We start from the raw sequence: 25305 nt of genomic DNA, 5'->3' as shown, positions 1-25305 counted from the left end.
AGCTTCAGCTTATTTCGCCTTGGCCGGAGTGGTATATGGCAATTTGAAATCTGCCGCCCGCTGGCACGTGGCCAAGCTGATTTCCTGTTTGGCGGCTTCAGCCTCGCGGCGCAACTTTGCGCGCTCGTTGGCATCCCAGGCAACCGGGCGTGTGGCGCGTTCGCTCGATTCGTCGTCGGCGAGCGGGCGCGCCAGCAGCCAGTATTTGCCGGGCGCGAGATTGTCGAACGCGAAGCGCCCAGCGTTCACGGGCGCTTCGGCATAGCGCAACACTTCGTCAGCCCAAGTCGGGTCAGCCGGAATCAGGTGCACGCGCAAACGCGGCGGCAAGGCGGCTTTACTTTCAACCACGCCGCGCAAGCTGGCCGCGCTGCCCAATAGCGTCGCGAGTAAACCCGTCAAACTCTCGCCGCTTTTCAAGGGCACGCCAAAATCCTTTGCCGCGGCGCGGGCCGCCGCTGGCTGCGAACGTTCAAGCGTTTTGACGTACCAGCCAAACGGCAGCGTAAATTGCAGCGCGTAACGGCCCGGCGTCAACATAGGCAATTTGAAATTTCCCACCGCATCAGGCGTGGCAAAGGAATAGAGCGGCAGGGCGCTCTCGGCATTTGTGCCGGCTTCCACGCGTTGTGCGGCCAAGACGATTTCGTCATAGGCCAAGGCGCTTTTCTGACAAGCCGCCGCAGGCTGTTCGATGACGACCCGGCCCGCCAGCGCGCCCAGCGGAGTCAGCTTTAACGTCAGACCATTGATGTCCGCGCCTTTCACCGTCACGGGCAACGGCGCGGCTGGCGCGGCATTGCGTTCGTAAGAGCGCGCCAGCAAATCGTATTCGCCAGCGGCCACGCCTTTGAACACGAAGCGCGTGCCATCCACCCAGGGCAGTTCATATTCGATCTCGCGTAGCGCCCGATTGAACAAACCCACCCAAGCCGTGCCCGACTCTTTTTGGGCCGGCTCCGTTCCAGCGGCAAACGTCAATGTGCCGCTGACGGTTTGCCCAGCGCGCCCGGCATGGCGGATGTCAATGCCGGTGACTTCAGCGCCGCGCTCCACCGTGACTTCGGCGGCCTCCGCGCGCGTGGTCGCCGGATAATAGGTGGAAAGTTCGCGGCTCTGGTGGTTGTATTGATTGGCCGCGTGATTGACGCTGACCAGATAGCGGCCCGGTTGCAATCCGTAGAGGCGATAAACACCGCGATCATCCGTGCCGCGCCAGCCTTCCCAACGGCCAGCGTTGTCGGGCACGCCCGCCAGATCACGCACGCGCCGGGCGAGCACAGTCACACCGGTCAAGGGTTCGCCGTCCTCATCAGTGACGCGCCCGCTGATGACGCCGCCTTTCGCCAGATGCAGCAGGATGTGCGCGCCCAGGTAATAAACCTCAGCGGTTGATTCTTCCTCCACATAACCCGGCAGGCGGTTGAGCGAGAGCCTGTAAGCTTGCGGCGGCAGGCCGGTGAATTTGAACTCGCCCTGCGCATCAGTCTTGGCTTCTTGCCGGGCGCGGTTGGACTCGCCCCGTCCGAAGAGTTCGACCGCCAGGCCCGCCACGGGAGCGCCGTCTTCGTCGAGCACCTGCCCGGTGATTGTGCCGTCGCGCTTGGCCGTTTGTGCTTGCGCGGCAGGCGGTTCTGGCGTCACGACGCTGAACGCCGCCAACCAAAGCAGCAGCCAGATGCCAGGCACTGCCTCGCTCCTTTTTGATCGTTGCCAGATCATATTCATTGCGGACGTTTGCGTGTGAAATCCACCTTGACGGTGACGGTTGTCGTGCCCTCGGCGTTGACCGAAACCTGCTGTGTCATTTCATCATTCAACATAGGCAGGTCGCGCTGAGACGGCGGCGGCCAGGCCATGAATCGTAGTTCGTAAGTACCCGGCAGCAATTCTTCAATCAGAAAGCGCCCGGCCTCGTCCACGCTGGCACTCCCCTGCCGGGGGTCGCCTCCGCTGATCATCGTCTCTTCACCGCTATTGAGGCGGCGCTTGAATTCTTCTGCCAGCACATCCACTTGCATTCGATAGCCCGCTGGCAAGGCGCCGACCAATTCGACTTGCCCGCGCAATCGGCCTGTGCCGCGCACGACGCTGATGCGCAACCCGGTCAACTGCTGGGCCGCGCCGATTTCAAGGATGCCACTGACAGGCGCGCCATTCCGTTCGATCCGCCGCATCATAAAGCGGCCCGGCCTGTCCGTCACACTTACCAACTGCAACTGCACACGCCCCGGACGCAAGCCGGTCAGTTTGAATTGACCTGTGGCCCCAAGCGTCGCCTGGGCATAGTTCAGTTCCCTGCGGTTTTTGTTGCGCTCTTCTTCGGACAATTCCTCATAGACTGGCATTACACTGATGCCATAGGGCATCAACTGCTCGTCGCCGGAAGTCGCTTGTCCTTCCACCACCACCACGCCGCTCACTGAAGCCGCGCGCTGCAAGCGCAATTCCAATCCATTGACTGCTTCAGCGCCGACGGTAAAGCTCAGGCTTTCGCCATAAAAGCCGTCAGCAACGGCAGTGGCTTTTGACGTTTGATAAGCTTGCGAATATCCCAAGGTGTAACCGCCCGCCTTCAACTCGGTGAAGCGGAACTCGCCTTCGGCATCCGTTTGGGCAATGCGACTATCACGCGGCGTGTCGGCGCTTTCTTTGCTCTCCAGCAAAAGGCTTACTTTCGGCACAGGTTTGCCGTTCTCGGCCTCGATCACATGCCCCGTCACAGCCACGGTCTCGGCTTGCGCTTCGTCCGCCAGTTTGAAATCAATTCCGGTCAGTTCGTCGCCCTCGTTCACCGCAATGATCTTGGCCTTATCCAACGACGGCACGCCGGGATAGAAAACCAGCGCGCGCGTCAACCTCCCTCTGAATTCCAGATTGTTGTGCTCAGATTTGACGACGCCCATGCCAACCGCCACGGCGTAGCGCCCCGCCGGAATGCCGAAGAGCCGATACACGCCGCGATCATCGGTTTGGTCGCCGATGATCGTCGAACTACCCTGGGCATAATCGGGCCGCTGGGGATCGCGCATTTCAATCAAGTGAATGCCTTCCTCAATCACCGGCTTGCCGCGCGCGTCGGTGAGGCGGCCTGTGATGACGCCGCCGCGCACGAATTCCAAATCAACCTCCGTGCGCTGCTCGCCCGCTTCGAGCGTCACAAGCCGCCCGCCCGCTTGCTGCGACCAGGGATCGTAGCGCTCTGCCGCCCCCAGCACATAGGCCGACGACAAGGCGCGCACGGCATATTTCCCTTGCGGCAAGTCGCGCAACTGATAGCGCCCGTCGGCATCGGTCACGGTCTTGACGGAAAAGTCGCCCGCCTGGCCGTTCGCCACCAAATCAGGCCGCGTCGCGTTGGCTTCCAGCAACGTGACGCGCGCATTGACCAGCGGTTTACCGGCCACGGTTACCCGGCCACTGATCGAACAATTGAGTGGTTGGGGCGCGGGTGTTGGGGTCTGCGCGAAAGAGGGATTGGCGTTGAGCAGTAACAAGCTGAGGCAGGCCAGCCGTAGGAAAAGTTTTGGCATGAGTCAACTCCGGTAAGTGCAAAAGCACGGTGATGAATCAGGGTGCGCCCGCGAATTGAGGGGCGCACCCTGATCTTACCGCACTCTGACCGGAGCCGTGAATTGCAATTTGAAATCCGCCGCGCGTTGACAAGTGGTCAGGCTGACCTCTTGTTTGGCGGCTTCGGCCTCGCGGCGCAATTTCGCGCGTTCGGCACTGTCCCAGGCGGCGGGACGTGGGGCGCGTTCGCTCGATTCATCATCGGCGAGCGGGCGCGCCAACAGCCAGTATTTGCCGGGCGCGAGGTGTTTGAATTCAAACGCGCCATCGGCGCGCGACAGACTTTCGCGGTAGCGCAGCAGGTCTTCGGCAGAGGCAGTTTCAGCAGGCACGAGATGTACGCGCAACCGCGCGGCGCTTTTCGCGTTGTCTTTGCCAATGAGTTGCCCTTGCAACGCCGCCGCGCCGCTCGCCAGCGTGACGGTCGCACCAGCTTGCCGGTCGCCCGCTTTGAGCGTCACCGCACCCACGGCAGCGGTGATGGCCGGAGCAGCGGCGGCGGCTGACCCGACCGGTGTCGCGGCGCGGCGCGCGGCGCTGGCCGGGATAGCGGCAGCAGTGGTTAGCGCTTTGACATACCAGGCATCCGTCGGCAGCGCGGGCACGAGGCGAAAGCGGCCCGGCGCGAGATTGACCAGTTTGAAATCGCCCTTTTCATCAGGCGCGGCATCGCTCGCGCTGAAGCCGGGAAAAAGATTTTCGGGCGGTCGGGCTTCATCGCGCTGCAAACGCAGCGTGACTTCTTCCAACGCTGGCGGACGTTTGGGATTGCATTTCCCAGCTTCGGCATTGGCCGGATCAGCCGGTTCCAGCACGACGCGACCCGCCAAGGTGGCGAGCGGATTCAACACCAAATCCACCCCGGTCAGATCGCCACCGCGCACGGTGATACGACGTGGAGTGGCTGCCGCGCCGTTCTCGTTGTCGAAGCGTGTGGCGGTGATCTCATAGTCGCCATCCGCAACGCCGCGCAGGTTGTACGTTTGCGTCGCGCCCGCCGCATCGCCGAAACCATTGGCGACGACATTGCCGCTGCCCGCTTGCCGCAGGGTCACGTTCACACTGACAGAGCCGCGCGCTGATTCGACCGCGCCCGTCAGTTTGCCGCTGATGATGTGGCCGGGTTCGCTGCGATAACGGATGTCAATGCCGCTGGCCGTCGCGCCGGCGGCCACCTGCACTTCGCTGGCCGTGTCGCGCGTCGCGGCGGGGTAATAGACCGGCGAGTCGCCATCATAGGGCGAGGCCCGAAACGTCGTGAACCCCGCGCCGCTGTTGACGACGACGATGTATGAACCGGGCATCAATCCGTAGATGCGATAAACGCCGCGATCATCGGTTTGGGCGGGCCGCGCCGAACTGAAGCTGACTTGCGAGGGTTTGCCTTCGGGATCGCGCACGCGTTGCGCGCTCACCGTCGCCGCGATGACCGGTTCGCCCACGCCATTGAGCACGCGCCCAGTGATGACGCTGCCCTTGACCAGATTGACCGTGACGTTGTCACCGATGTGATAGAAGGCGGCGTTGACCGAATCGAAATCGGTGACGTATCCCGGCTGCGCGGCAAACAGGCGATAAGAACGCGCGGGCAAATCGCGGAAGACGAAATTGCCCTCGGCATCGGTCGTCGCCGTGCGCCCGGTTTGCGGTGTGTTGGTGACCATGCCGAGGCTGACCGTAGCGCCCGCGACCGGCGCGCCTTCATCGTTCAAGACGCGCCCGGTGATCGCGCCGGTGCGTGCCGAAGCAATTTCGGGTTGTTGGGCGAAGTTGGTTTGCGTGAACGAAACAATCAGCAGTAAACACAACAGAGTAAAGCACCGCATCCAGGTGGCATTTGCAACCGGCCCTGAAAGGGCAACATTCAATAGCCGGGGGCAAGCGTTGCGCCGCCCCAGGTATGAGTGTGGAAAAACACCAAGCCCTGAAAGGGCGACATTCGACGTTTGCTTACGCCCTTTCAGGGCTTGGTGTGTCATTGCGCCCGTCCGTGGGCGTTGCCCACGGCTATTGAATTCCGCCCTTGCAGGGCTTTTAGCAGGGCACTGCTCTATCTCTGACTCACGGCCTTTCATTTTGTGTTTCAGCATCAGTTCCCCCTCGGCGGCGCGGGTGTCAGATCGAGCGTCATGGCGACGGGCACTTCACCAACGGCAGGGACGATCACTTTTTGCTTGACGGTTTTCGGCGTGAAGGCGGGCGTGGCAGAAGTCGCAGGATTCGGTGTCGGCGGCGTGGTAGTGGTGGTCGTGACAACCGTCGTGCCCGTGTTGGCCGGATTGCCGCCCGTGTTGCCGCTGCTGGTTGTCACCATTGTCATGGTCATCTTCGGCATGGCGGTCAGCGTCAGTTCGTATTCACCAGCAGACAGGCCTTGAATGACAAACTGGCCGCGCGCATCCACCGGACTGGCCGGGCCACCGCCGCCGGTCACTTGGCTGTCGGTGCGCCGGGCTGAAACCATTACCCGCCCGCCTTCGGGCAATTGGCCGCCGACGATTTGCACTTGGCCGCGCACCACGCCCTGGCCGTAAACCAGCACCAGCCGCACGTTGTTGAGTTGCTGTCCGGCGGCGACTTCGATGCCGCCCTGTTGCGGCGTGCCTTCTACTTCGATGCGATGCAACGAAAAGCCCGTCGGCGTGCGCCCGTTCGCTAGGTTGATTTGCACTTTGCCCGGCGCCAGACCGCTCAGACGAAAGCTGCCGTCGCGGTTGATTTTGAAGTTGGAACCAAAGCTGGGCATGCTGGTGGCGCTGGGTGTGCTGGGGCGGGAAAAGGCGCTGCCCTGCAATTCGCTCAGTTTCGCCAACACTGTCGGATCGGTTACGCCCTCGACAACGGCCACACCGCTGATCGTCGCGCCGCGTTTGGCACGCACTTCCACCATCTCTACATCACCGTCGAGAATCTCAAAGGCCACTGGGTCGCTGAAATAATCGCTGGGCGCGCTGCCGCCCACGCCAATGTTGGTAATCGTAAGGCTGTAACGGCCCGTTGGCAGGCCGTCGAGCCGGGCTATGCCTTGCGGATCGGCGATCACCATACTGCCGCCCATGACCCCGCGTTCGCCGCGTATGGCCGAATACATCAGCCTGACATTGGGCACGGGCACGCCGGTGTCGGCATCCACGACGCGCGCCAACACGCCGAAGCCTTTGACCGTGTCGGCGACCAGGCGGATGTCAATGTCTTTGGCTTCGCCGCCCGCCGAGACTTCGATGGCTTTGGCCTGGGTCTCGTCGGTGGTGTCGGGATAAAAGGTGCGTTTATAGGTCGTGCCGCTGACGCGCGTGACAATCACGTTGTCGGCCCCGCTGGTACCGGCGGCGAGCAGATAACGGCCTTCGGCCAAACCATAAATTCGATACAGGCCGCGATCATCGGTTTGAATCATGGGGAAGGCCGCGCCCGGCGGATTCCAGGAAGTCTTGCGTCCCTGCGCATCCAATTGCCAAACGCTGAGGCGCTCTTCGACCAACGGCTTGCCCGCCGGATCCATGACTTTGCCGGTGACGACGCCGCCGCGCGCGAGGGTGAAATCCATGTTCTCGATGGTTTCGCCTTCGCGCAGATTGACGGCTTTGCCCTGCTCGAAGGGCAGCGCGTTATCCGCCGTCTGGACGTAACCCGGCGCGAGCGCGGCGACGCGAAAGCTGCCGGCGGGCACCTGATTCATGCGATAGCGGCCCTCGGCGTCAGTGGTCGCTTTGACGACCGCGCCAGTGTCGCTGACATTGAAGGTTTGCCCGTTCATCAATCCCACGACTACACCCATAACAGGCTTTTCGCCAATCGAAACACGGCCCGAGATCACGCCCGTGCCCGTCGGCCTGGCGGCTGCGTTATTGGATTGCGCGCTCACCGGCACACAGGTGGCGAGGCCAAGGAAGAGCGCCCCGATGTGGCGCAAAGTTGTAAGCGAAAGTTTCATAAACCCTCCTGATGTTGACGGCTTGTCTGGATTGATGGAAACGCCGAACGTCTGGACGCTGCCCTCTTCATTTCCCCAGAGACGATCCAAAGGTTCCCGAAATATTTGAAGCGTGTGCGTACTTCAGCAGCTTTGTCAGCGTTGGGCCACTGCCATTCTCGATTCTCAATTCTCAATTCTCCATTCTTAGAGCGATTTGCACTTGTGTGCGACCCAGCAAGTTGTAGGGCAGGTTTTCAACCTGCCCGTCCGATGCCAGCGTAGGGCAGGTTGAAAACCTGCCCTACGCTGGCATCGCGCGCGGGCCCAGTCGCACGCAACTGCAAACTGCCATAAGCAAAGAGGTCATGTGCCAGTGTTGCCGCTGCTTCAGAATGGAGAATAGAGAATGCCTTGCTTAAAGGCATGCGGGCCAGCCTGCTTACCCACACTCTTGCTCAACGCGGGCGGCCCGCCGCCGTGAACTGCAATTTGAAATCCGCCAGCGTTTGGCAAGCGCTCAATTCAACTTCCTGTTTGGCGGCTTCGGCTTCGCGGCGCAAGCGGGCGCGCTCGGTGGCATCCCAAGCCAGGGGGCGCGTGGGACGTTCGCGCGATTCGTCTTCGCCCAATAAGCGCGCCAGCAGCCAGTATTTGCCGGGAGCCAGATTTTTGAATTGAAACGTGCCATCGCCATGCGCCAGCGTTTCGGCGTAACGCAACAGGTCTTCGGCGGCAGCAGCCTCTGCCGGCAGCAAATGCACGCGCACGTGGGCGGTGACTTTGCCATTGTCCGGGCCGCTGACAACCTGTCCGCGCAAGGCCGCCGCCCCCACCGCCAGCGTGATCGTGACGCCGGCCAGGTTGTCGCCCGTTTTGAGCGTGAACAAATTGCTGCCGCCGCTGTTCGGCTCAACCGTTGACCGGCGTCCGGGTGCGGCTGCCACCGGCGCGCTTCCCAGCGTGATGGCTTTGGCATACCAGGCTTCGCTCGGCAAGCTCAAAAGCATGCGATAGCGGCCCGCTTGCAAGCTATTCAGCGTGAAAGCGCCCTTGCCGTCAGGCGCAGCCTCGGCAGAAACAAAGCTCGTCAGCGCGCTTTCACCGGGCTTGCCTTCATCGCGTTGCAAGCGCAGCAGCACTTCTTCGAGCGCGTCCTGCCGTTTCGGCGTGCACTTCTGCGCCGCCTGCTCATCTGCTTTTACATTTGGCGCGGCGGCTTCCAACACGACGCGACCCGTCACCGAAGCGAGCGGCGTCAAGGTGAGATCAACACCCGTGACATCTGTGCCGCGCACTTGCACGCGCCGCCAGGGCGAAGCGGCAAATTTCACCCGGTCGTAAAACGCGGCCATGATTTCATAATCGCCATCGGGGATGCCGCGCAGTTCAAACACGGCGGCTCCGGCTTGGGGCATGGATGAACCATTCGCCACTTGCTGGCCGCTGGCGAGTTGCCGCAATGAAATAGATACATTGGTGATGCTAATGCTATTGCCCGCTTCGACCACGCCAGAAACTTTGCCGCTGATGACGCGACCGGCTTCGCCGCGATAACGCAGGTCAATACCGCTGGCGCTGCTGCCGTGCGTCACTGGCACTTCGCTGGCGGTGTCGCGTGTTGACGAGGGGTAATACACCGGCACATCGCCATCGAAAGCCGACGCCATACTGCTGAAGAAAAAACCCTGTTCATTGGCGATGACCAGATACGAACCGGCGCGCAACCCATAAATCCGGTAGACGCCGTTATCATCAGTGAAGGCCGGGTGTCCGCTATAACTCAGCGGCACCGCTTTCCCCTCGGCATCGCGCGTGCGCAAGGCTGAGACTTGCAGGGCAATCACCGGTTCGCCGGTGCCCGTCGTGACGCGGCCCGTGATGACGCCGCCTTTGACGAGATTGAGCGTGACCGTGTCGCCGAGGTGATAGGTGCTCGCCTCCGCCGGGTCATTGTTGGAGACATAACCCGGCGCGGAAGCATTCAGCCGGTAGCTGCCCGGCACCAAATCACGCAAGCTGAAATTGCCTTCCGCATCGGTGAGCACCGCGCGCGAGTTGGATTGCCGCACGCCCGTCACATAGGCCGTCACCGTGACAAAAGCGGCGGGCGCGCCATCTTCGCCCAATACACGACCACTGATTGTGCCGCTGCGTGCGGCTGCGGCGGGGGTTGGGCTGGGCGTTTGGGCGACCAAAGGGACACCGCAGAGGAGTCCACTAAACATGGCAAACAGGGCAAGCAGCGCATGTTTCATTGCTGTTTCTCCGGTTGGGCCAGGTTGAGCGTGAGGCTGACCGTGACTTCGCCAACGGCGGGCACGGTGATTTTCTGCCGGACAGAGCGCGGCAAGCCCGGCGTGGGTTGGTTGGATGTGCCGAAATTTCCATCCGGCCCTTGCGTGACGATCATGCGCGGCGAGGCCGTCAGGATCAGTTCATATTCGCCGGGAATCAGGGCTTCGATCACGAAGCGCCCGCGCGCATCCACGGTCGCGCCCTTGCCCGCCATATTTTGCTCGTCCGTCCGGCGCGCACTGACAAACACACGCGCACCCTCGGGCAACGTGCCGCCCACGATTTCGAGTTGCCCGCGCACGCTGGCCTGGCCGTAGCCGAAGAGGAGCCGGACGTTAGTCACTTGTTGCCCGGCCACAACCTCGATGCCGTCTTTTTGCGGCATGCCATCCAGTTCCACACGCAGCAACGTGAATGACGCTGGCCCGCCAAAGTTGGAAGTGCCAAAGCGTGCCTGTCCGGGCGCAATGCCACTCACACGAAAACTGCCATCGGGATTTATCTTTGTGCCCTGTGGAATTATCTGAACCGGTGGCGGCGCGCCCGGCCCGCGATTGAGGGGAACGGAATAGGCGCTAAGCCGCAATTCAACCAGTTTCGCCATTAACGTGGGATCGGCGTTGCCTTCGATCACGGCTTTGCCGCTCAGCGTTGCGCCGCGTTGTGCGCGGATTTCGAGCCCCTCGACATCGCTGTCGGTTATTTCATATTTCACCATTTCACTGAAGTACTCACTGGGCGTCGCGCCGCCGCGCAGGGTTGCGCCGTAACGGCCAGGCTTTAACTGATCGAAGCGCGCGACGCCATTGGCATCGGTATAAAGCATGCTGCTGACGCCGGATTGCCGTTCATTTTGCAGCGCGCTCACCATCACGCCCTGCCCTGCCAGCGGCGCGCCTGTTTCGGCCTCCACTACGCGCAAGACTACCGTATGGCCGGTCGTAGATTCGGCTTCCAAACGCAAATCAATATCTTTGGTCTCGCTGCCGGGACTGACTTCGATGGGTTTGGCTTGGTTCTCGTCGGTAACGTCGGGGTAAAATGTGCGCCGGTACGCGCGGCCTCGGCCTAAAGAAACATTGGACGCGCCCGTCACGCCAGCCGCAATCAGATAGCGGCCTTCTGGCAAGCCGAATAACCGATAGACGCCGCGATCATCGGTCATCATCATATAAAAGCCTGTGCCCGCCGCGCTCCACGAACTCTTGCGACCACCGGCTTCCAATTTCCAAACGGTCAGCCGTTCCTCGATCAAGGGCTTGTCGGAGGTATCGGTCACCTTGCCGCTGATGACGCCGCCGCGAATGAGTTTGAAATCGAGATTCTCGACCGCCTCGCCTTCGCGCATCTGCACGGTCTTTCCCTGTTCAGAAAAACCGGGGCTGTCAGCGGGCGAGACATACGCGGGGGTCAGCGGCGTGACGCGGTAATTGCCGGCGGCCACTTGCGCTAGGCGGTATCGCCCGTCGTTGTCGGTGGCGTCTTTGGCCAGCGCTCCGCCCGTGGAGGGGCTGTTGGGTTCGGCACGCACCAACCCGACGAGCACGCCGACGGCGGGTTTCTCGCCGATCATGACGCGGCCCGCGATGACGCCGGTAGCGGCCGGTTTGGTTTGGGCGAACCCGGAAGACACGACGGACAAACCAAGCAATACGCACGCGGCGCTGCTCAGGCTGGAAAACGAAAGGCGCATAAGACCTCCTGGTAATGACGGCCTTGCTGGATGGGGAAGCCCCGGCTTCCCCCGAATTGCTGAAAAGGATCAGAACGCTTTCTCAGCGTGATGGCTTGATGAGTTGGCGCGGCGTCACGCTGGCGGCGGCATTTTAGGAGCCGCGCCGCTCATCCACAAGTGCCGAGGCGGTACCGCGCGCGTCAGCAAGCGGAGACGCAGCCCTTCTTGCCTAGTGCGTCAGCCCCTTGATGGCCGCTTGCTGACGCGCGCGGTACCGCCTCGCAGCTTCGCGCCAAAAGCCGCCTCTTGACGGCCTCCCAAGCGCCGCATAGAATCTGCGCCTTCGTAGTCATTACATCACGCGACAGACAACTGCATAAATCAGTTCGGAGGCAAGCTTGATCGAAGTTGAGCATCTGACGAAGAGCTACGGCGCAGCCCGCGCCGTCAACGACATTTCTTTCAAAGTCGAAAAGGTGAGATCCTGGGCTTTCTCGGCCCCAACGGCGCTGGCAAAACCACCACAATGCGCATCCTGACGGGCTACCTGCCCGCGACAGGCGGAACCGCGCGCATTGCCGGGTTCGATGTCTTCGACCAATCCATGGACGTGCGTAAGCGCATCGGCTATTTGCCCGAAACGCCGCCGCTCTACCCGGAGATGATGATCAGCGACTATCTGACCTTTGTCGCCCGCATCAAAGGCGTCGAGGCCGCCGACATCCCCAACCGCGTCGAAGAATCCATGCGGTTGACCGGTTTGACCGAACGCAAGGACGAGCTGATCAAACGGCTCTCGCGCGGTTACAAACAGCGCGTCGGCATCGCCCAGGCCATCGTCCATAACCCGGACGTGGTAATCCTGGACGAACCCACCGTCGGCCTAGACCCGAACCAGATCATCGAGGTGCGCAAGCTGATCAAGGGTCTGGCGGGTGATCATACGATCATCCTTTCGACGCACATCCTGCCCGAAGTCGAGATGACCTGTGACCGCGTGGTCATCATCAACAAAGGCAAAATCGCCGCGATTGATACGCCCAACAATCTGACCACGCAGATGAAAGGCAGCGAGCGCGTCCAAGTGCAGGCGCGCGGCAATGCCGAAGAGTTGCAGACCAAACTCGAAACGGTCGAAGGCGTCAACCGCGTCACCACCGAAACGCACGAAGGCACCGATTTGGTCGCTGCGAATATCGAAAGCGAGCCGGGCATTGACGTCCGCAGCAAGGTGGCCGCCACCATCGTCGGCGGTGGGTTTGAATTGCTCGAACTGCGCGCCGTCAATCTGAGCCTCGAAGACATCTTCCGCCAACTCACCACACAGGAAAGTGCGGCTGCGGAAAAGAGTAGTCAGTAGTCAGTAGTCAGTAGTCAGTAGCTTTGGTTCACTGTTCGACGCTACCGACTGCTGCCTGCTGCTTACCGACTGCCAACTACTGACTACTGACTACTGACTACTATGAAAGGTATTCTTGCCATCTTCCGCCGCGAAATGAGCAGCTATTTCGTTTCGCCGATTGCTTACATCGTGATCGGCTTCTTCCTGCTCATTGCCGGCTACTTCTTCTCAAACATCCTGTCGTTTCTGATGGCCCAAGCCATGCAGGCGATGATGCAACAGCGCCAGATGGGGCCGCCGCCCGAAATTGACGTGCCCAGTCTGGTGATGCGCAACTTCACGGGCGTCATCAGCACCATCGTGCTGTTTATGATCCCGATGCTGACGATGGGCGTCTATGCCGAAGAGCGCAAACGCGGCACGATGGAGATGCTGATGACTTCGCCGATCACCGAATTCCAAATCGTGATGGGCAAGTTCCTCGCTTCGCTGTCGCTGTTCGCAATTATGCTGATGCCAACGCTGCTTTATCAGGTGGTGATGGGTTATTACAGCGATCCGGCCATGCCGTGGAAAGTGCTTTGGTCGGGCTATCTGGGCATCTTCCTGCTGGGCGCGGTGCTAATTGCGCTGGGTTCGTTCATCTCGGCGCTGACCGAAAGCCAGATCATCGCGGCGGTCGTGACCTTCGTCTCGTTCTTGCTGCTCTGGGTGCTGGATTTCGGCGTGCGCGGTTCGACGACCTGGTATGGCGAGGTGTTGCAATACTGCTCGATCCTGCGGCACTTCGACGATTTCACGCGCGGCGTGATTGATACGACCAGCTTGATCTTTTACCTCTCGTTGATCGTGCTGGGCTTGTTCCTGACGTTGCGCACGCTCGATTCGATGCGTTGGCGGCGTGCCTAATCAGACAAGAAGGAGAAGTTCATGACTACGCAAGCGACCGGCGCCTTTGAAGTAAAGCTGACGCCGCAAGATGACCAGGCTATCGCCTCGCCCTTTGGCCGGATGTTGCTCGACAAGCAATTCCACGGCGACCTCGAAGGCACGAGCAAAGGCCAGATGTTGGCCGCCGGAACCGCCGTCAAAAATTCGGCGGGTTATGTGGCGCTGGAACTGGTCACGGGAACCTTGCATGGGTGCCAGGGCAGTTTCGTGTTGCAACACAGCAGCACGATGAATCGCGGCGTGCCGGAACAGAACATCAGCGTCGTGCCGGATTCGGGCACGGATGAACTCGTGGGATTGTCGGGCAGGCTGGCGATCAAGATCGCCGACGGCAAACATTTTTATGACTTTGAATACGCGCTGGCCGAGACGCCTTAGCAGCGGCCTACAGCCAGCGTGAGTTATGAGTATTGAGTAAAGTTTGAATCAGACCTTTGTGTGTTGAGATTGAATCTATGAATACCAATCGGAATGAAATCGGCAAGCTGGGCCTGATGCTGGGCGCAGCATTGGTCATTAGCGGGTTGGTACGCTATTCGGTGCAGGGCCTGTGGGGCTTCAATTTATGGCTCGTCATCATCGGCGCGCTGCTGCTGGTTGCAGGCCTGGCTTTGAATTTTGAGTCCATCAAAGGCACTTTCACTAGCCGCACGGGCAAGCTGGGCACGAATATGGGCGTGTTGACCATTGCCGTCATCGGCATTTTGGCCCTCGCCAATTTCCTGGGCTACCGCCACCACAAACGCCTTGACCTGACCAGCGAGCAGCTTTACAGCCTGTCGGAACAAACCCGCAAAGTCGCCGCCGCGCTGCCCAAGGACGTCAAGATCGTCAAATTCGACAAGCAGGAAGACACCGCGCTCAAAGATTTGATGGAAGAGTACAAGGGCGCGGGCCGGCGTATCACTTACGAACTGGTTGACCCCGGCACCAAACCCGAAGTCGCCAAGCAATACAAAGCGACCGCGTATGGCGACACCTTCGTGGCAGCGGGCGACCGTACCGAAAAGCTCGAAGCCGGGCAGATCAACGAACAGGCCATCACCAACGCCATCCTCAAAGTCACGCGCGACAAACTCAAAACGATCTGCTTCACTGAAGGCCACGGCGAGAAATCACTGACATCCGCCGATCAACAGGGCGGCGGGTTTTCGAGCGTGGACAAAAAGCTCAAAGCCGAGAATTACGAAACCAAGACGATCAATATGGTCACGGGCGGTGGCACCGTCCCGGCGGAATGCGCCGTGCTGATCGTGGCCGGGCCAAAACAGGGCTTCCTGCCACCCGAAGCGTCCGCCGTGGGCAAGTATCTGGATGGCGGCGGCAAGGCCTTTTTGATGCTCGACCCCGAAACCGACCCGCAACTCGACTCGGTGCTCAAAGCCTGGAATGTAGTGCTCGGCAACAACACCGTGCTCGATTTCAATCTAGCCAGCCAGCTTTTTGGCGGCGGCGGCCCGGTGGCCCCGGCGGTGCAAAGTTACGGCTCACATCCGATCACCCAAGGGTTCAACCGTTCGATGACGATTTTCCCCTACGTGCGCGAGGTCAAAGTCGGCAGCGCCAGTAACTCCGGTGTCAACACGCAATCGTTGCTGACGACTTCGGAATCAAGCTGGGGCGAGACTGAAATCAAACCGAACGTTCAACCCAAGTTCGATGGCGCCGATACCAAAGGCCCGGTCAACATCGGCGTTGTCGGCAGCAAGAGTTTGGGCGAAAACAAAGAAGCGCGGCTGGTCGTCATTGGCGATTCCGATTTCGCCTCGGATGGCGCAATCCGCGCGCAACGCAACGGCGACCTCTTTCTCAATTGCGTCAACTGGCTGGCACAGGACGAAGACCTGATCGCCATCCGCCCCAAGAGCGCCACCAGCCGCAGCGTCACCATGAGCGAAGGCCAGCAACGCATGTTCTTCTGGTTCAGCGTCGCCCTGCTGCCGCTGCTGGTGATGGGCACGGGCGCGTATGTTTGGTGGAAGCGTAGGTAGACAGTAGTCAGTAGTCAGTAGTCGGTAGACCGGCTGCTCGCTACTGTCTACTGTCTACTGTCTACTGTCTACTGACTACTCTGTCTTATGAAAAAAAGCACTCTCATTCTGTTCTTAGTCGCCCTGCTCGGCGGGGCGCTCGTCTATTACACCGAAATCAAACCGGGCAAACCGCGCGACGAAGAGAAGGACCTGAGCCGCGAGGCCTTCAAGCTCAACCGCGAGGACATCAATCAGATCGTGCTGACACGCGCGGGCCAGACTGTCACTTTTGAAAACAAAGACAACAAATGGCTGATCACCCAGCCGCTGAATGCGCTGGCGGACGAATCCACCATCAATACGATCATCGGCGATCTGGTCAGCGCCCGTATCACGCGCGACATTCCGGCCACGGCAGAGCAGTTGAAAAACTTCGGCCTGACCGAGCCGAAGGTCAAACTCGAAGTCAAACTCAAGAACGGCCAGAGCCACAAGATCGAACTCGGCGACAAGGATTTCTCCGGCTCGGCGGTTTACGCCAAGATTGACAGCGGCCAGAGCATCGCCTCGCTTTCGGGTTCGCTGCTCACTAGCGCTGACAAAGACCTCAAAGACCTGCGTGACCGCAGTGTGCTGGGCGGCCTCTCGCAATACGACATCAAGGGTTTGAAGCTCAGTACCGAATCCGGCCCTGTCAACCTGTCAAAAGAAGGCGAAAGCTGGAAATTGACCGCGCCGGTCAGTGGCAATGCCGAAGAAACTGAGGTCAACAGCCTGCTCAGCGAAATCACGTCTGCCAAAGCGGCTGACGTCGTCAGCGAGTCGGCAGACGATCTGGCGAAATATGGGTTGAACGCCTCAAAAATCGGCGTGACGGCACAACTGACCTCCGGCGGCGAGCGCGCGCTGAACATCGGCTCGAAAGTGGATGAGCAGTATTACGCCAAAGTCTCTGACCGGCCCCAAATCTACAAAATCGAAAAGGCGCTTTACGACAAGCTCAACGTCAAACTCGCCGCGTTGCGTAGCAAGGAATTCCTGAAAGTCAGCCAGGACGACGTGACGCGCGTGCAGTTGAAAAACCCGAATGGCACGTTGGTCGTCGAAGCCGACAAAGACCACGCCAAATGGCTGATCAAAGAACCGGCGGACAAAAAAGACAAAGAGGCCACGGCTTTCAAGATTTTCACGCCGCTGCAATCCAAAGCCGAAGAGGTTTTGGATAAACCCTCCGCCGCAATTTTGGCAAAACTGGCGAAGCCCGCTGTCACCGTCAAATTGACGTTCAAAGACGGCAAAACCGCCGGGCTGAATGTTTCCGCCGCCGATGGCGACAGCGTTTATGTGCGCGTGGACGGCAATCCGGCAGTTTACAAACTCAACAAGACGATGCTGGAAAGCCTGAGCTTTAAGCTGGATGAGGTCGTCAGCGGTACATAAGCGACACCGTTAATTTGAAGCCTTTCAAACACGCGGCCAGCGCCAAAGTTGCCGCGTGTTTGTATTAACCAGCGCAGCACCTGAGCTTTCCTCAACAATTGCCTTTGCCACGGCCATCCACTACCCTCCGCCTGACTCGACCAACAAGGAGCATTTATGTCACCGACACGAACGCAAAAAGCCTACGACTTTGCCGAACTCGTCAGCAACCTCGTTACGGAGGACGATACCCCTGTGGACAATCTATACGCAGCCAAACAGCAACGCCTGCTGGTGGAACCAATCTACAACGCCTGGACGCCGCCGCCCGCTGAAGAAGCAGAAGGCGAAGAAAGCGCTGCCCCGCGCACCTTTCTGGCGGATGCCAATGTCGGCCTGTTCTTCTCTGTGCACGAACCGCCGCTGGTGCCGGATATGTTTCTGAGCCTGGATGTGCGGGTGAATCCGGAGTGGATCGCCAAAGAACATCGCTCCTACTTTTTCTGGGAATTCGGTAAACCGCCCGAAGTCGTGGTCGAGGTGGTTTCCAATCAGGTCGGCGGTGAATTGACCCATAAATTGCGCCGCTACGCCCAAATGGACATCACCTATTACGTCGTCTTCGATCCGTTCCGGGAGTTGAGCGCTGAGCCTTTGCGCGTCTACGAACGCGGCTTCGGCAAACGTTATCGGCTGCGCCCGGATTTCCAATTACCCGAACTCGGCTTGCAACTCACCATCTGGCACGGCGCTTACGAGGCCTGGGAAGAAGATTGGCTGCGCTGGTGTGACGCCACCGGACAGGTCATTCCCACCGGAGCAGAAAGCCATCAACAACAAGCGCAATTCGCCAAGCAAGAAACGGAGCGCGCCACGCGTGAAGCAGAACGCGCCACGCGGCTCGCCGCTAAATTGCGTGAATTGGGTTTTGATCCGGAACAGATTTGATTCAGCCACGTTTTGCGCGTGTCATTCAATCGTTAAACTTATAGGACTTACGCAAAAGCCGGAAATTTGCCACAGAGGCACCGAGGCACAGAGCAAGAGAGCGAGTTTACCAGTCAGGCAGGCCTTTCCTCTGTGACTCCGTGCCTCTGTGGCAATGGTTCTGCGTAAGTCCTGACTTAATCTTGGAGCGGGCCATTACCCAGCCTCTTTTTTTGACAGGCCACCAGTCAAATTGACAACCAACTTGTCATTATGACAATCTGCTTGCCGTCACCAATTTATCGGAACCCGAAAGTAACAACGTTCGTATGCCAGCGACGAAACCTAAGAAAAAAGACTCGCGCCAGTCGAGCCAAACAGATTCCGTCAACCGTCAGCGTCAACCAATGACAAAGCCCGCCGCCTGTGCGGACACGCCCTTTAACATTTTGGTCAATGAGAACGGGCTGTTGTTCAACCGGCTGAAACTGGTTGCCGAACAGGTGCATCATCAGGGTGAAATGTCCGGCGGCTTGCGCGCCATTTTGCGGCTGCTCGATGAAACGGGCGCCCAGACCGTGCCGCAAATGAGCCGCGCCCGCGCCGTCTCGCGCCAACATGTGCAGGCGCTGATCAACGAACTCGTGGCGGACGGCTATCTGGAATTGGCGGATAACCCGGCGCACAAACGTTCGCCCTTCGTGCAATTGACCAAGCAAGGCAAACAAGCCGTTGACGCGATGAATCGCCGGGAACAAAAGCTGCATTTGAAAATGCGCCAGGAAGTCCCTGACGCAGAATTACTGGCGGCGGCGCGCACACTGCGCGCGGTGCGCGCCATGTTTGAAAGCGAGCAATGGCGGCGGCTGGCGAAGTCGCTCAAATAACGCCTTCTCTCTCAATCTGCTTGAACCACTTGGAAGCCACTGGAAGCCATATGTAAGGAGGACCAGATGCATACATTATTGCCATTCAACCGACCGATCATTTCACCGACAGGCTGCCGAGGCGCGCACGGCTGGCGGAAACAGTTCGCTTGTCCTGACGGTTGGGTAGGCGCGGCGGTCGGCCACTTGATGGCTTACAAAAACGAAGCGATGAACCGCTTCGCCGTCGAGCAATTGCGGCTGGCTCCTGATGATCAAGTGCTCGAGATTGGCTTCGGGCACGGCAAGACGATTGAATTGATGGCCGGGCAGGTTACGCGCGGCTTGGTGGCGGGCGTTGATCTCTCGATGACGATGGTCACGCAAGCGGCCAAGCACAACGAAGCCGCCATCAAGGCCGGGCGCGTCGAATTGCAGCAAGGCAGCGTGTCCAACATCCCTTATGAATACGCGCGTTTCAGCAAAGTCGTCGCGGCCAACAACTACCAATTCTGGCCCAATCCCGAATTGGATTTGACCGAGATTCAACGCGTGCTGCAGCCGGGTGGCAAGCTCGTCTTGGGTTTGCGGCTGCATTCTGACAGCCCGTTGGCGCTGGCTCCTGGATTTAAGGTCGAAGAAGTGCAAGAGATAGCCGGGCTGGTGCGTTGGGTCGGTTTTCAAAACGTGCGCGTGGAAACGCGGCAGCCAGGGCGTGAGGCTGCCTGCGTCATCGCGGAGCGCTGATCATTCGAGCGGGCGGCGCGCCATAAGTTCAGCCACGGCGCGCTTCCCTGCACTTTTCACTTCCGCATCGTGCAGCAATTCCCAGCCCGCAAACTGCGCGCGCAATTCGCCGGGTGCAAGCAAGAAATCAGGATTCATCGGCTTCACATCCGGATCATCGTCAAGCAGCGCAATCACAGCCACGATTGCCCCGCCCGGTTTCACACCTGCCTTCAAGGCCGGAAACAAATCGCGTTGCAGATAACACGTCACAACAATCAGGTCATACGCCCTCGGCTCAATGACGAATTCGCTTTGCTCTAAGTCGGCAACGTATGCATCAATCGCCAAGCCACGTTCCGCCGCGCGTGCCTGCAACAATTCGATTGCCACGCGTGAAGCGTCTACTGCCGTCACTTGCCAGCCGCGTTCGGCCAGCCACAAGGCGTGCCGCCCCACTCCACAGGCCACATCTAACGCACGTCCTGGCGGCAACAATGAGGCGGCGCGCTCAACCAATGGATGCGGGTCAGCGTTGCCATGTTCACTGCGCCTGTAGCGTTCGTCCCAATTCGCGCTCACGTTCCCCTCAGACTCCGTGCCCAAACGCTCTCTCAGTTTCCGGCCTGAAAGTAAGCGGGCAGATTGCGCTTGGTTTCGCGCAGGATTTCGAGTACGGCTTGGCGCTCCGCCGCCGGAAGCGCAGCCAAGTCTTTATCGTGTGTCTGCCCGGTCAACACTTGCCACAATTGCCGGTAGACCTGTTCCAGCGCGGGCGGCGGCAAAGCGTCGAAGGCTTCCGAATAGATCAAATAGCTGCACGGATAGCGAAACAGCTTTTGCTTCAAATCCAAATCACGCAACGAACGGCCCCGCTTGTCGCGCGGGCCTTGCGCGGCGAAGTCTTTGGCAAAACCGGAAGTGCCGCTCAGCGGCACGCTCCAACGCGTTTCCCCTGCAAAGAGCAGATAGCGCACCAAGTCTTCCGCCGCGTGTGCGATGCGCCGCCGCGTGCTTTCTGCGGTGGTCACTGACGTTTCGCCCAAGGCTTCGTTGATGGCCTGTTGTTCGTACAGAGCACGGCGTGTTTCGTAATTGAGTTTGGTAATCAGATTGTGCATCTGTGTCTGATGTTCGAGCACCATCAGGGCAATGAGGTCACTGTGCGGCGTCAGGTAGTTTAGCGTGTTAAAGCGCGGCTCCAACTTGGTGACATTCTGGCTGGCGAGTTGGGCTGGGTTATATGCGCCGCCTTGCTCGTCAAAACGCTGGTTGCCCAAATGCTTCTCCGCGCCGTGAGTGCCGCTGATATACCAACCACCCCAACGTTCGCGCAGCGGGCTGCTGTGCGTGGTGATGAAACCGCCCAGCGGCGCAATCGGATAACCGCGCGCATCGGGATAAACCGACCGCACAACGAAACCCGGTACATTGCGCGTGCTGCTGGTGGCGTGACATTGCAGGCATTCATCGTTGCGCCGAAACTTTGGCCGCGCCGTCCTTTCCTGCTCCAGCGTGTAAAAGACGCCGCCCAGCTTGGCGTCCACCGCAGCCAGTTCCAACACGTCGCCGCCGTTGACCCAGCCGACATACGCTTCATCGTTGAAGTAAAGCGCGCGCGGATTGGAAGGCATGATGCGATGCAATTGAAAGCTGGTTTTGGAAAAGACCAGCCCTTGCGAGGTCGCGGGCACCTTCAGTTGTTCGAGGACGGCTTCCAGATAACCGTGCGCCTCGTTGTATTCGAGTTTGACCGCGCCGCTGTCAATTTGCCGCTGCAAGCGCGCAACCGGGTCGTTGCTGAGGCTGTGGCGGTAATCAATGGAGGGATGTTCTTGTGGCCAATCCTGCTGTCGAGCGCCTTCTGGAAACCAAACCAAGCCTAAGCCTGTGGCGAAGATGATGGAGAAAAGAATCCGTTTCATTATTGCCCTGGAATCATGCTGTTCCCGGCTCGTTTTGCTGTCTCATACCAGAAGCCGAGCTGCTTTCGGCTTCAATCTTCTTTTTTGTTTCGCTCAAATCAGTCGCGGCTGATTTGCTGGAAGTACCGGCCCAACGCCGTCAAAGGAAACTGATTTCGGTATTGATGATAGTTGATATAAAAGTGGCCGGGAAAGCCCGTGCCGGTAAATTCGGCTTCGGGCCAACTACCATCGGCGTTTTGTCTGCCCAACAGATAAGCCACGCCGTTCTTCACCGAATCACTCGCGTAATCGCCCGCCGCCATCAACCCGATCAACGCCCACGCAGTTTGCGAAGGCGTGCTCGGCCCCTGCCCGCGCAGTTCGGGTCGTTTGTATGACTCACAGGTTTCGCCCCAACCGCCATCACCGTTTTGCACACTGCGCAACCAAGCGGCAGCTTGTTTGACGGAATCGCTGTCCATATCGAATCCGGCATACGGCGCAATCGCGCGCAAACCGACCAGCGCCAGATAGGTGCCGTAAATGTAATTGACGCCCCAGCGCCCCCACCACGAACCATCTTTCTCTTGCAAGCTGAGCAGGAAGCGAATCGCACGCTGCACGTCTTCGTCGCGGTACAGTTTCTCGCCGCGTTGTTGCCAATGACCGAGCAATTCCAACACGCGCCCGGTCAAATCAGCCGTCGGCGGATCAATCATTGCCTTGAGATCACCATACGGCATCTGATTCCACAGGTCTTGCGTGTTATCAATGTCGAAGGCCGCCCAGCCGCCCGCGCGGCATTGCATCGTCATCACCCATTCGGTCGCGGCGCGGCAGGCCTCCAACTTGTATTCATCATCATCAAGGCGTATCGGTAGCAAGGCCATGATGACCGCCGCCGTATCGTCTACGTCAGGGTAATAGTCGTTGTAGAACTCGAACGCCCAGCCCGCCGGTTTGCCTTGGCGATTGAACACCGCCCAATCGCCGTAGCGGAAAATCTGTTGCGTCAGCAACCAATCGCCCGCCGCTCGGGCGCGCCGATGCGTCGGCGCAAGGCCCGCCTCAAAGAGCGCGGTCAATCCCCAACGCCGTATCCCAGGTCGGCGAGATGCACGGTTGCAAGCGCAAGTACTGGGCTTCCTCCGAACTCGGCACAGTGCCCTCTTCAATGCAAAACCGATCCAGCGCATCAAGGCCGCGTTTGACGTAAGGATGCTTGGCCGCATAGCCGAGCGCATGAAACATCAGCAGCGCATTGATCATTGCGGGCACGATGCCGGCCCAATCGCCCGGCGCGTCTTGGCGTTCGATCACCCAGCGTTCGGCGGCGGCGTTTCCGGCTTCGCGGCGCGGCACGATGCCCAACCGATCTAAGGTTTTGAGGGCCTTGTCCGCCAGCAAGAACAGCGAACCAACCAGCGTGCCATCGTTATTTTTCAGCGCGACATCGGTCTGGCCGGGCGCAAACAATTCGTCCGCCTTGACGCCCAGGTCATAGACGGGCCGCTTATCAATCACGACCAGCAGCGGCACGGTCGAAGAGCGCGCCCAACTCGCCATCGTGTAAATGTTGAAGGGGAGCCACGCCGGCAAAAACATAAACCAGGGCGGCAGCGTCGGCAGCCCTGCCCACGGATACGCGCCAAACAAAGCCAGATGCAGCTTGGTGAAGACGCGCGCCTTGGTCAGTCCGCCGCGTGCCACGATGAATTGGCGCGCGCGCTGCATCCGTTCGTCATCCACGGATAAACCAGAGAGTTTGAGTGCAAAGTAGGCTTCAATCGTCGTGCTGATTTCGCCACCATCGCCAAAAAACAATTCCCAACCGCCGTGTGCGCGTTGTTCGCGCAATAGATAACGCGCCATCTGTTGAATCTGCGCCGCGCGGTCTTTGCCGTTGCTGTACCGATTGCGCGCGTCGCTGTGAATCAGGATGCGGTGCAGCATGATGAGTTCCGCCGTCAGCGTGACATTGGCTTCGAGTTCGGCCCACCAATAGCCTTCGGGATATTGCTGAGCGAGCAGGTAAGCTTGGCCACGATGCAGGGCGTCGCTCAGGCGTGTTTGTAGATTGGGTTGTAGAGAGGTTTGTGCCGTGCTCATTTGAATCTAACTCGAAGCACCCGAAATCTGGGCATTCGCCGGAGCTGCAACCCTGACACACTGGTGTTCAGAGTTCCGCCTTCAGGTGGTCAACGCGCCGCCAATGCGTCAACCCGGCGCTGCCGCGCCGCTGACTGCCTGAAGGCGGAACTCTGAACACCGTTGGTTGCTGCGCGCAGTGCGCGTGAATGCACCGACTTTGATGGTTTTGCATCACGGAATAAATCCACCCGGATCAGACTGCCCTGCCGCGGGCGAAGGCGAGGCCGTTGGTCGCGCTGCCGGCGGCGTTGGGGTTTGCCGTGGCTTGCTGGCCGTTGTTTCCGGACTCGCGCTGGCGGCGGGCGTTTCCGTCACCAGCAAGCGCTCGCGTCCGCCGTTCGGATAGGCGAGAAAGTAGTTAATGATCAGCGCCGTCACTTCGTCGTAATTGGCGATGCCCGAACGCACGCGGTTGGCTTTCAGATAGGTGTTGTTGGTCTTGCGCGCGACTTCGCCCAGCACGCGGCTTTCGCGCTGGTGCCAAAAGGCCGCCCGCGTTTGCAAATCGGTGCGCGCGCCTGGCCCGATGCGCGCCAACAGCGTTTGGTATTCATCTGCATTCGTCGTTGCCAGCACGCTCATCACGCGCGGCATCGCCTGCAAATAACCGGAATAGCGCACGAACGCATCTGTCGCATTCACACAGGCCAGAAAGCCGATGAAGTTCGCTTCATCCTCGCGCGCAAAGCCGCGTTGATGGGCTTTTTCGTGGGCGATGACATAGGGCAAGTCGCAGGCGGGCGCTTCTTCGTTGTAATTGGCTTCGCCGGTAAACGGGCTGTAAATCCCGCTGATGCCAAAGCGGCTCAGCAGCGGCGAAAGGGTGAGCGGTTTGGGCGGGCCGAACCCGGCCTGACTCGCGCGGCCCAGCATGCTCAAACTTTGATACGAAGTTTCCAGCGCGTCGTAAAGCTGCGGGCGGCTTATCGGCAAGCCCTTGTCGCTGGCCCAATCCTGTTTGAGCCGGGTCATCTCATAACTGGAATTGAGGCGCGAAATCATCAGGTTGCAGATCGTTTCCAATTCGCCTGGGCGGGTTTCGCGGCCCGCCAGATTCAGGTTGGCCGCCAGCGTTTGCCGCTGGTAGTTAAAGCCCCACAACGCGAGAAAGAGCAGCATCACTAAGCCGCCCGCCCAAATGGCGCGGTACAGCAAGTAGGCGATCAAATCGAAGAAACCCAGAAAGCCATGCCAGAACTTGCGCGCCACCCACAGCAGCCAAATAGAAAGCAGTATGACCAGGACGATTAGCCCGGCTTCGGCCAGGGAAAACCCGAATGGTTTATTGATGATGGCGATGATGCGCGCGACAGATTGGAAGAAGATGCGACTGTAAAACCGTTCGACCAATTCTGGCGTGAACGACAGCAGGCGCTGCAAACCGAACGCGCCGAGCAAGATGATGATGCCCTGCGACCAACGCCCCGGCGAACTGATTTCCCTTTCTATCGCTTCGGCCCCTTCCAACTCTTCGCTAGCCTCGGCATCCACGGCCCGCAATTTTTGAGAATCTCTACGCATAACCACATTCACCTGCTGTCGCTTTCAAGCAAAAGACGCTGCTCTCGAAGCAACACAGCGCAC

Annotated in this window: 16 protein-coding genes and 2 pseudogenes; 8 read left to right on the top strand and 10 right to left on the bottom strand. The window is 59.6% G+C overall.

Annotation, left to right across the window (positions count from 1 at the left end):
* Positions 1-9: 9 nt before the first annotated feature.
* From HY011_24315 to HY011_24290, 6 genes are all read right to left on the bottom strand, one after another.
* Complete coding sequence (locus HY011_24315; protein MBI3426066.1) at positions 10-1689, bottom strand: carboxypeptidase regulatory-like domain-containing protein; 1680 nt, start codon at positions 1687-1689, stop codon at positions 10-12.
* 35 nt (positions 1690-1724) lie between these two features.
* A complete protein-coding gene (locus tag HY011_24310; GenBank protein ID MBI3426065.1) occupies positions 1725-3533 on the bottom strand; it encodes a carboxypeptidase regulatory-like domain-containing protein in 1809 nt (602 codons plus the stop codon).
* Positions 3534-3608: 75 nt separating this feature from the next.
* Positions 3609-5381: a carboxypeptidase regulatory-like domain-containing protein gene (locus HY011_24305; protein MBI3426064.1), complete on the bottom strand. Its 1773-nt coding sequence runs from the start codon at positions 5379-5381 to the stop codon at positions 3609-3611.
* Positions 5382-5662: 281 nt separating this feature from the next.
* Positions 5663-7507 carry a carboxypeptidase regulatory-like domain-containing protein gene (locus HY011_24300; GenBank protein ID MBI3426063.1) on the bottom strand — a complete coding sequence of 615 codons (1845 nt, stop codon included), beginning with the start codon at positions 7505-7507 and terminating at the stop codon, positions 5663-5665.
* Between the two features lie 437 nt (positions 7508-7944).
* Positions 7945-9744, bottom strand: a complete 1800-nt coding sequence (locus HY011_24295; protein MBI3426062.1) for a carboxypeptidase regulatory-like domain-containing protein — start codon at positions 9742-9744, stop codon at positions 7945-7947.
* Positions 9741-11477: a hypothetical protein gene (locus HY011_24290; GenBank protein ID MBI3426061.1), complete on the bottom strand. Its 1737-nt coding sequence runs from the start codon at positions 11475-11477 to the stop codon at positions 9741-9743. The genes HY011_24295 and HY011_24290 overlap by 4 nt, the downstream gene beginning before the upstream one ends.
* A 380-nt stretch (positions 11478-11857) precedes the next feature.
* Here HY011_24290 and HY011_24285 point away from each other — a divergent pair.
* From HY011_24285 to HY011_24250, 8 genes and pseudogenes are all read left to right on the top strand, one after another.
* Positions 11858-12819 (top strand): annotated as a pseudogene (locus HY011_24285) (ATP-binding cassette domain-containing protein).
* Positions 12820-12921: 102 nt separating this feature from the next.
* Complete coding sequence (locus tag HY011_24280) at positions 12922-13710, top strand: ABC transporter permease subunit (protein ID MBI3426060.1); 789 nt, start codon at positions 12922-12924, stop codon at positions 13708-13710.
* Positions 13711-13731: 21 nt separating this feature from the next.
* Positions 13732-14130 carry a DUF3224 domain-containing protein gene (locus HY011_24275; protein MBI3426059.1) on the top strand — a complete coding sequence of 133 codons (399 nt, stop codon included), beginning with the start codon at positions 13732-13734 and terminating at the stop codon, positions 14128-14130.
* 77 nt (positions 14131-14207) lie between these two features.
* Positions 14208-15743: a GldG family protein gene (locus HY011_24270; GenBank protein MBI3426058.1), complete on the top strand. Its 1536-nt coding sequence runs from the start codon at positions 14208-14210 to the stop codon at positions 15741-15743.
* Between the two features lie 87 nt (positions 15744-15830).
* A complete protein-coding gene (locus HY011_24265) occupies positions 15831-17165 on the top strand; it encodes a DUF4340 domain-containing protein (GenBank protein ID MBI3426057.1) in 1335 nt (444 codons plus the stop codon).
* 156 nt (positions 17166-17321) lie between these two features.
* Positions 17322-18092 carry a Uma2 family endonuclease gene (locus tag HY011_24260; protein MBI3426056.1) on the top strand — a complete coding sequence of 257 codons (771 nt, stop codon included), beginning with the start codon at positions 17322-17324 and terminating at the stop codon, positions 18090-18092.
* A 386-nt stretch (positions 18093-18478) separates the two neighbouring features.
* Positions 18479-18958 (top strand): MarR family transcriptional regulator, encoded by a 480-nt coding sequence (locus HY011_24255; protein ID MBI3426055.1) that lies wholly within the window; start codon positions 18479-18481, stop codon positions 18956-18958.
* A 66-nt stretch (positions 18959-19024) separates the two neighbouring features.
* On the top strand, positions 19025-19684 hold the full coding sequence (locus tag HY011_24250) for a methyltransferase domain-containing protein (GenBank protein MBI3426054.1): 660 nt from the start codon (positions 19025-19027) through the stop codon (positions 19682-19684).
* On the opposite strand, the gene HY011_24245 is transcribed toward HY011_24250, so the two are convergent.
* The 4 genes and pseudogenes from HY011_24245 to HY011_24230 form a co-directional block, all read right to left on the bottom strand.
* Positions 19685-20245, bottom strand: a complete 561-nt coding sequence (locus HY011_24245; GenBank protein ID MBI3426053.1) for a methyltransferase domain-containing protein — start codon at positions 20243-20245, stop codon at positions 19685-19687.
* Between the two features lie 32 nt (positions 20246-20277).
* Positions 20278-21588: a hypothetical protein gene (locus HY011_24240; protein ID MBI3426052.1), complete on the bottom strand. Its 1311-nt coding sequence runs from the start codon at positions 21586-21588 to the stop codon at positions 20278-20280.
* 98 nt (positions 21589-21686) lie between these two features.
* Positions 21687-23679 (bottom strand): annotated as a pseudogene (gene shc, locus HY011_24235) (squalene--hopene cyclase).
* 213 nt (positions 23680-23892) lie between these two features.
* Entirely contained in the window at positions 23893-25242 is a 1350-nt protein-coding gene (locus HY011_24230; GenBank protein MBI3426051.1) for a DUF3810 family protein, read from the bottom strand.
* Between the last annotated feature and the right edge of the window lie 63 nt (positions 25243-25305).

The sequence above is a fragment of the Acidobacteriota bacterium genome, from assembly GCA_016196035.1.
In the GTDB taxonomy this organism is placed as follows: domain Bacteria; phylum Acidobacteriota; class Blastocatellia; order RBC074; family RBC074; genus JACPYM01.
Note: the sequence above shows the minus strand (reverse complement) of the source record. Positions and strands in the feature narration are given on the sequence as shown.

What these genes read in the sequence shown, in the direction of transcription:
- HY011_24310 (MBI3426065.1), bottom strand. Translation starts at nt 3,533, where the DNA reads ATGCCAAAACTTTTCCTACGGCTGGCCTGCCTCAGCTTGTTACTGCTC.
- HY011_24300 (MBI3426063.1), bottom strand. Translation starts at nt 7,507, where the DNA reads ATGAAACTTTCGCTTACAACTTTGCGCCACATCGGGGCGCTCTTCCTT.
- HY011_24295 (MBI3426062.1), bottom strand. Translation starts at nt 9,744, where the DNA reads ATGAAACATGCGCTGCTTGCCCTGTTTGCCATGTTTAGTGGACTCCTC.
- HY011_24290 (MBI3426061.1), bottom strand. Translation starts at nt 11,477, where the DNA reads ATGCGCCTTTCGTTTTCCAGCCTGAGCAGCGCCGCGTGCGTATTGCTT.
- HY011_24280 (MBI3426060.1), top strand. Translation starts at nt 12,922, where the DNA reads ATGAAAGGTATTCTTGCCATCTTCCGCCGCGAAATGAGCAGCTATTTC.
- HY011_24275 (MBI3426059.1), top strand. Translation starts at nt 13,732, where the DNA reads ATGACTACGCAAGCGACCGGCGCCTTTGAAGTAAAGCTGACGCCGCAA.
- HY011_24270 (MBI3426058.1), top strand. Translation starts at nt 14,208, where the DNA reads ATGAATACCAATCGGAATGAAATCGGCAAGCTGGGCCTGATGCTGGGC.
- HY011_24265 (MBI3426057.1), top strand. Translation starts at nt 15,831, where the DNA reads ATGAAAAAAAGCACTCTCATTCTGTTCTTAGTCGCCCTGCTCGGCGGG.
- HY011_24260 (MBI3426056.1), top strand. Translation starts at nt 17,322, where the DNA reads ATGTCACCGACACGAACGCAAAAAGCCTACGACTTTGCCGAACTCGTC.
- HY011_24255 (MBI3426055.1), top strand. Translation starts at nt 18,479, where the DNA reads ATGACAAAGCCCGCCGCCTGTGCGGACACGCCCTTTAACATTTTGGTC.
- HY011_24250 (MBI3426054.1), top strand. Translation starts at nt 19,025, where the DNA reads ATGCATACATTATTGCCATTCAACCGACCGATCATTTCACCGACAGGC.
- HY011_24240 (MBI3426052.1), bottom strand. Translation starts at nt 21,588, where the DNA reads ATGAAACGGATTCTTTTCTCCATCATCTTCGCCACAGGCTTAGGCTTG.
- HY011_24230 (MBI3426051.1), bottom strand. Translation starts at nt 25,242, where the DNA reads ATGCGTAGAGATTCTCAAAAATTGCGGGCCGTGGATGCCGAGGCTAGC.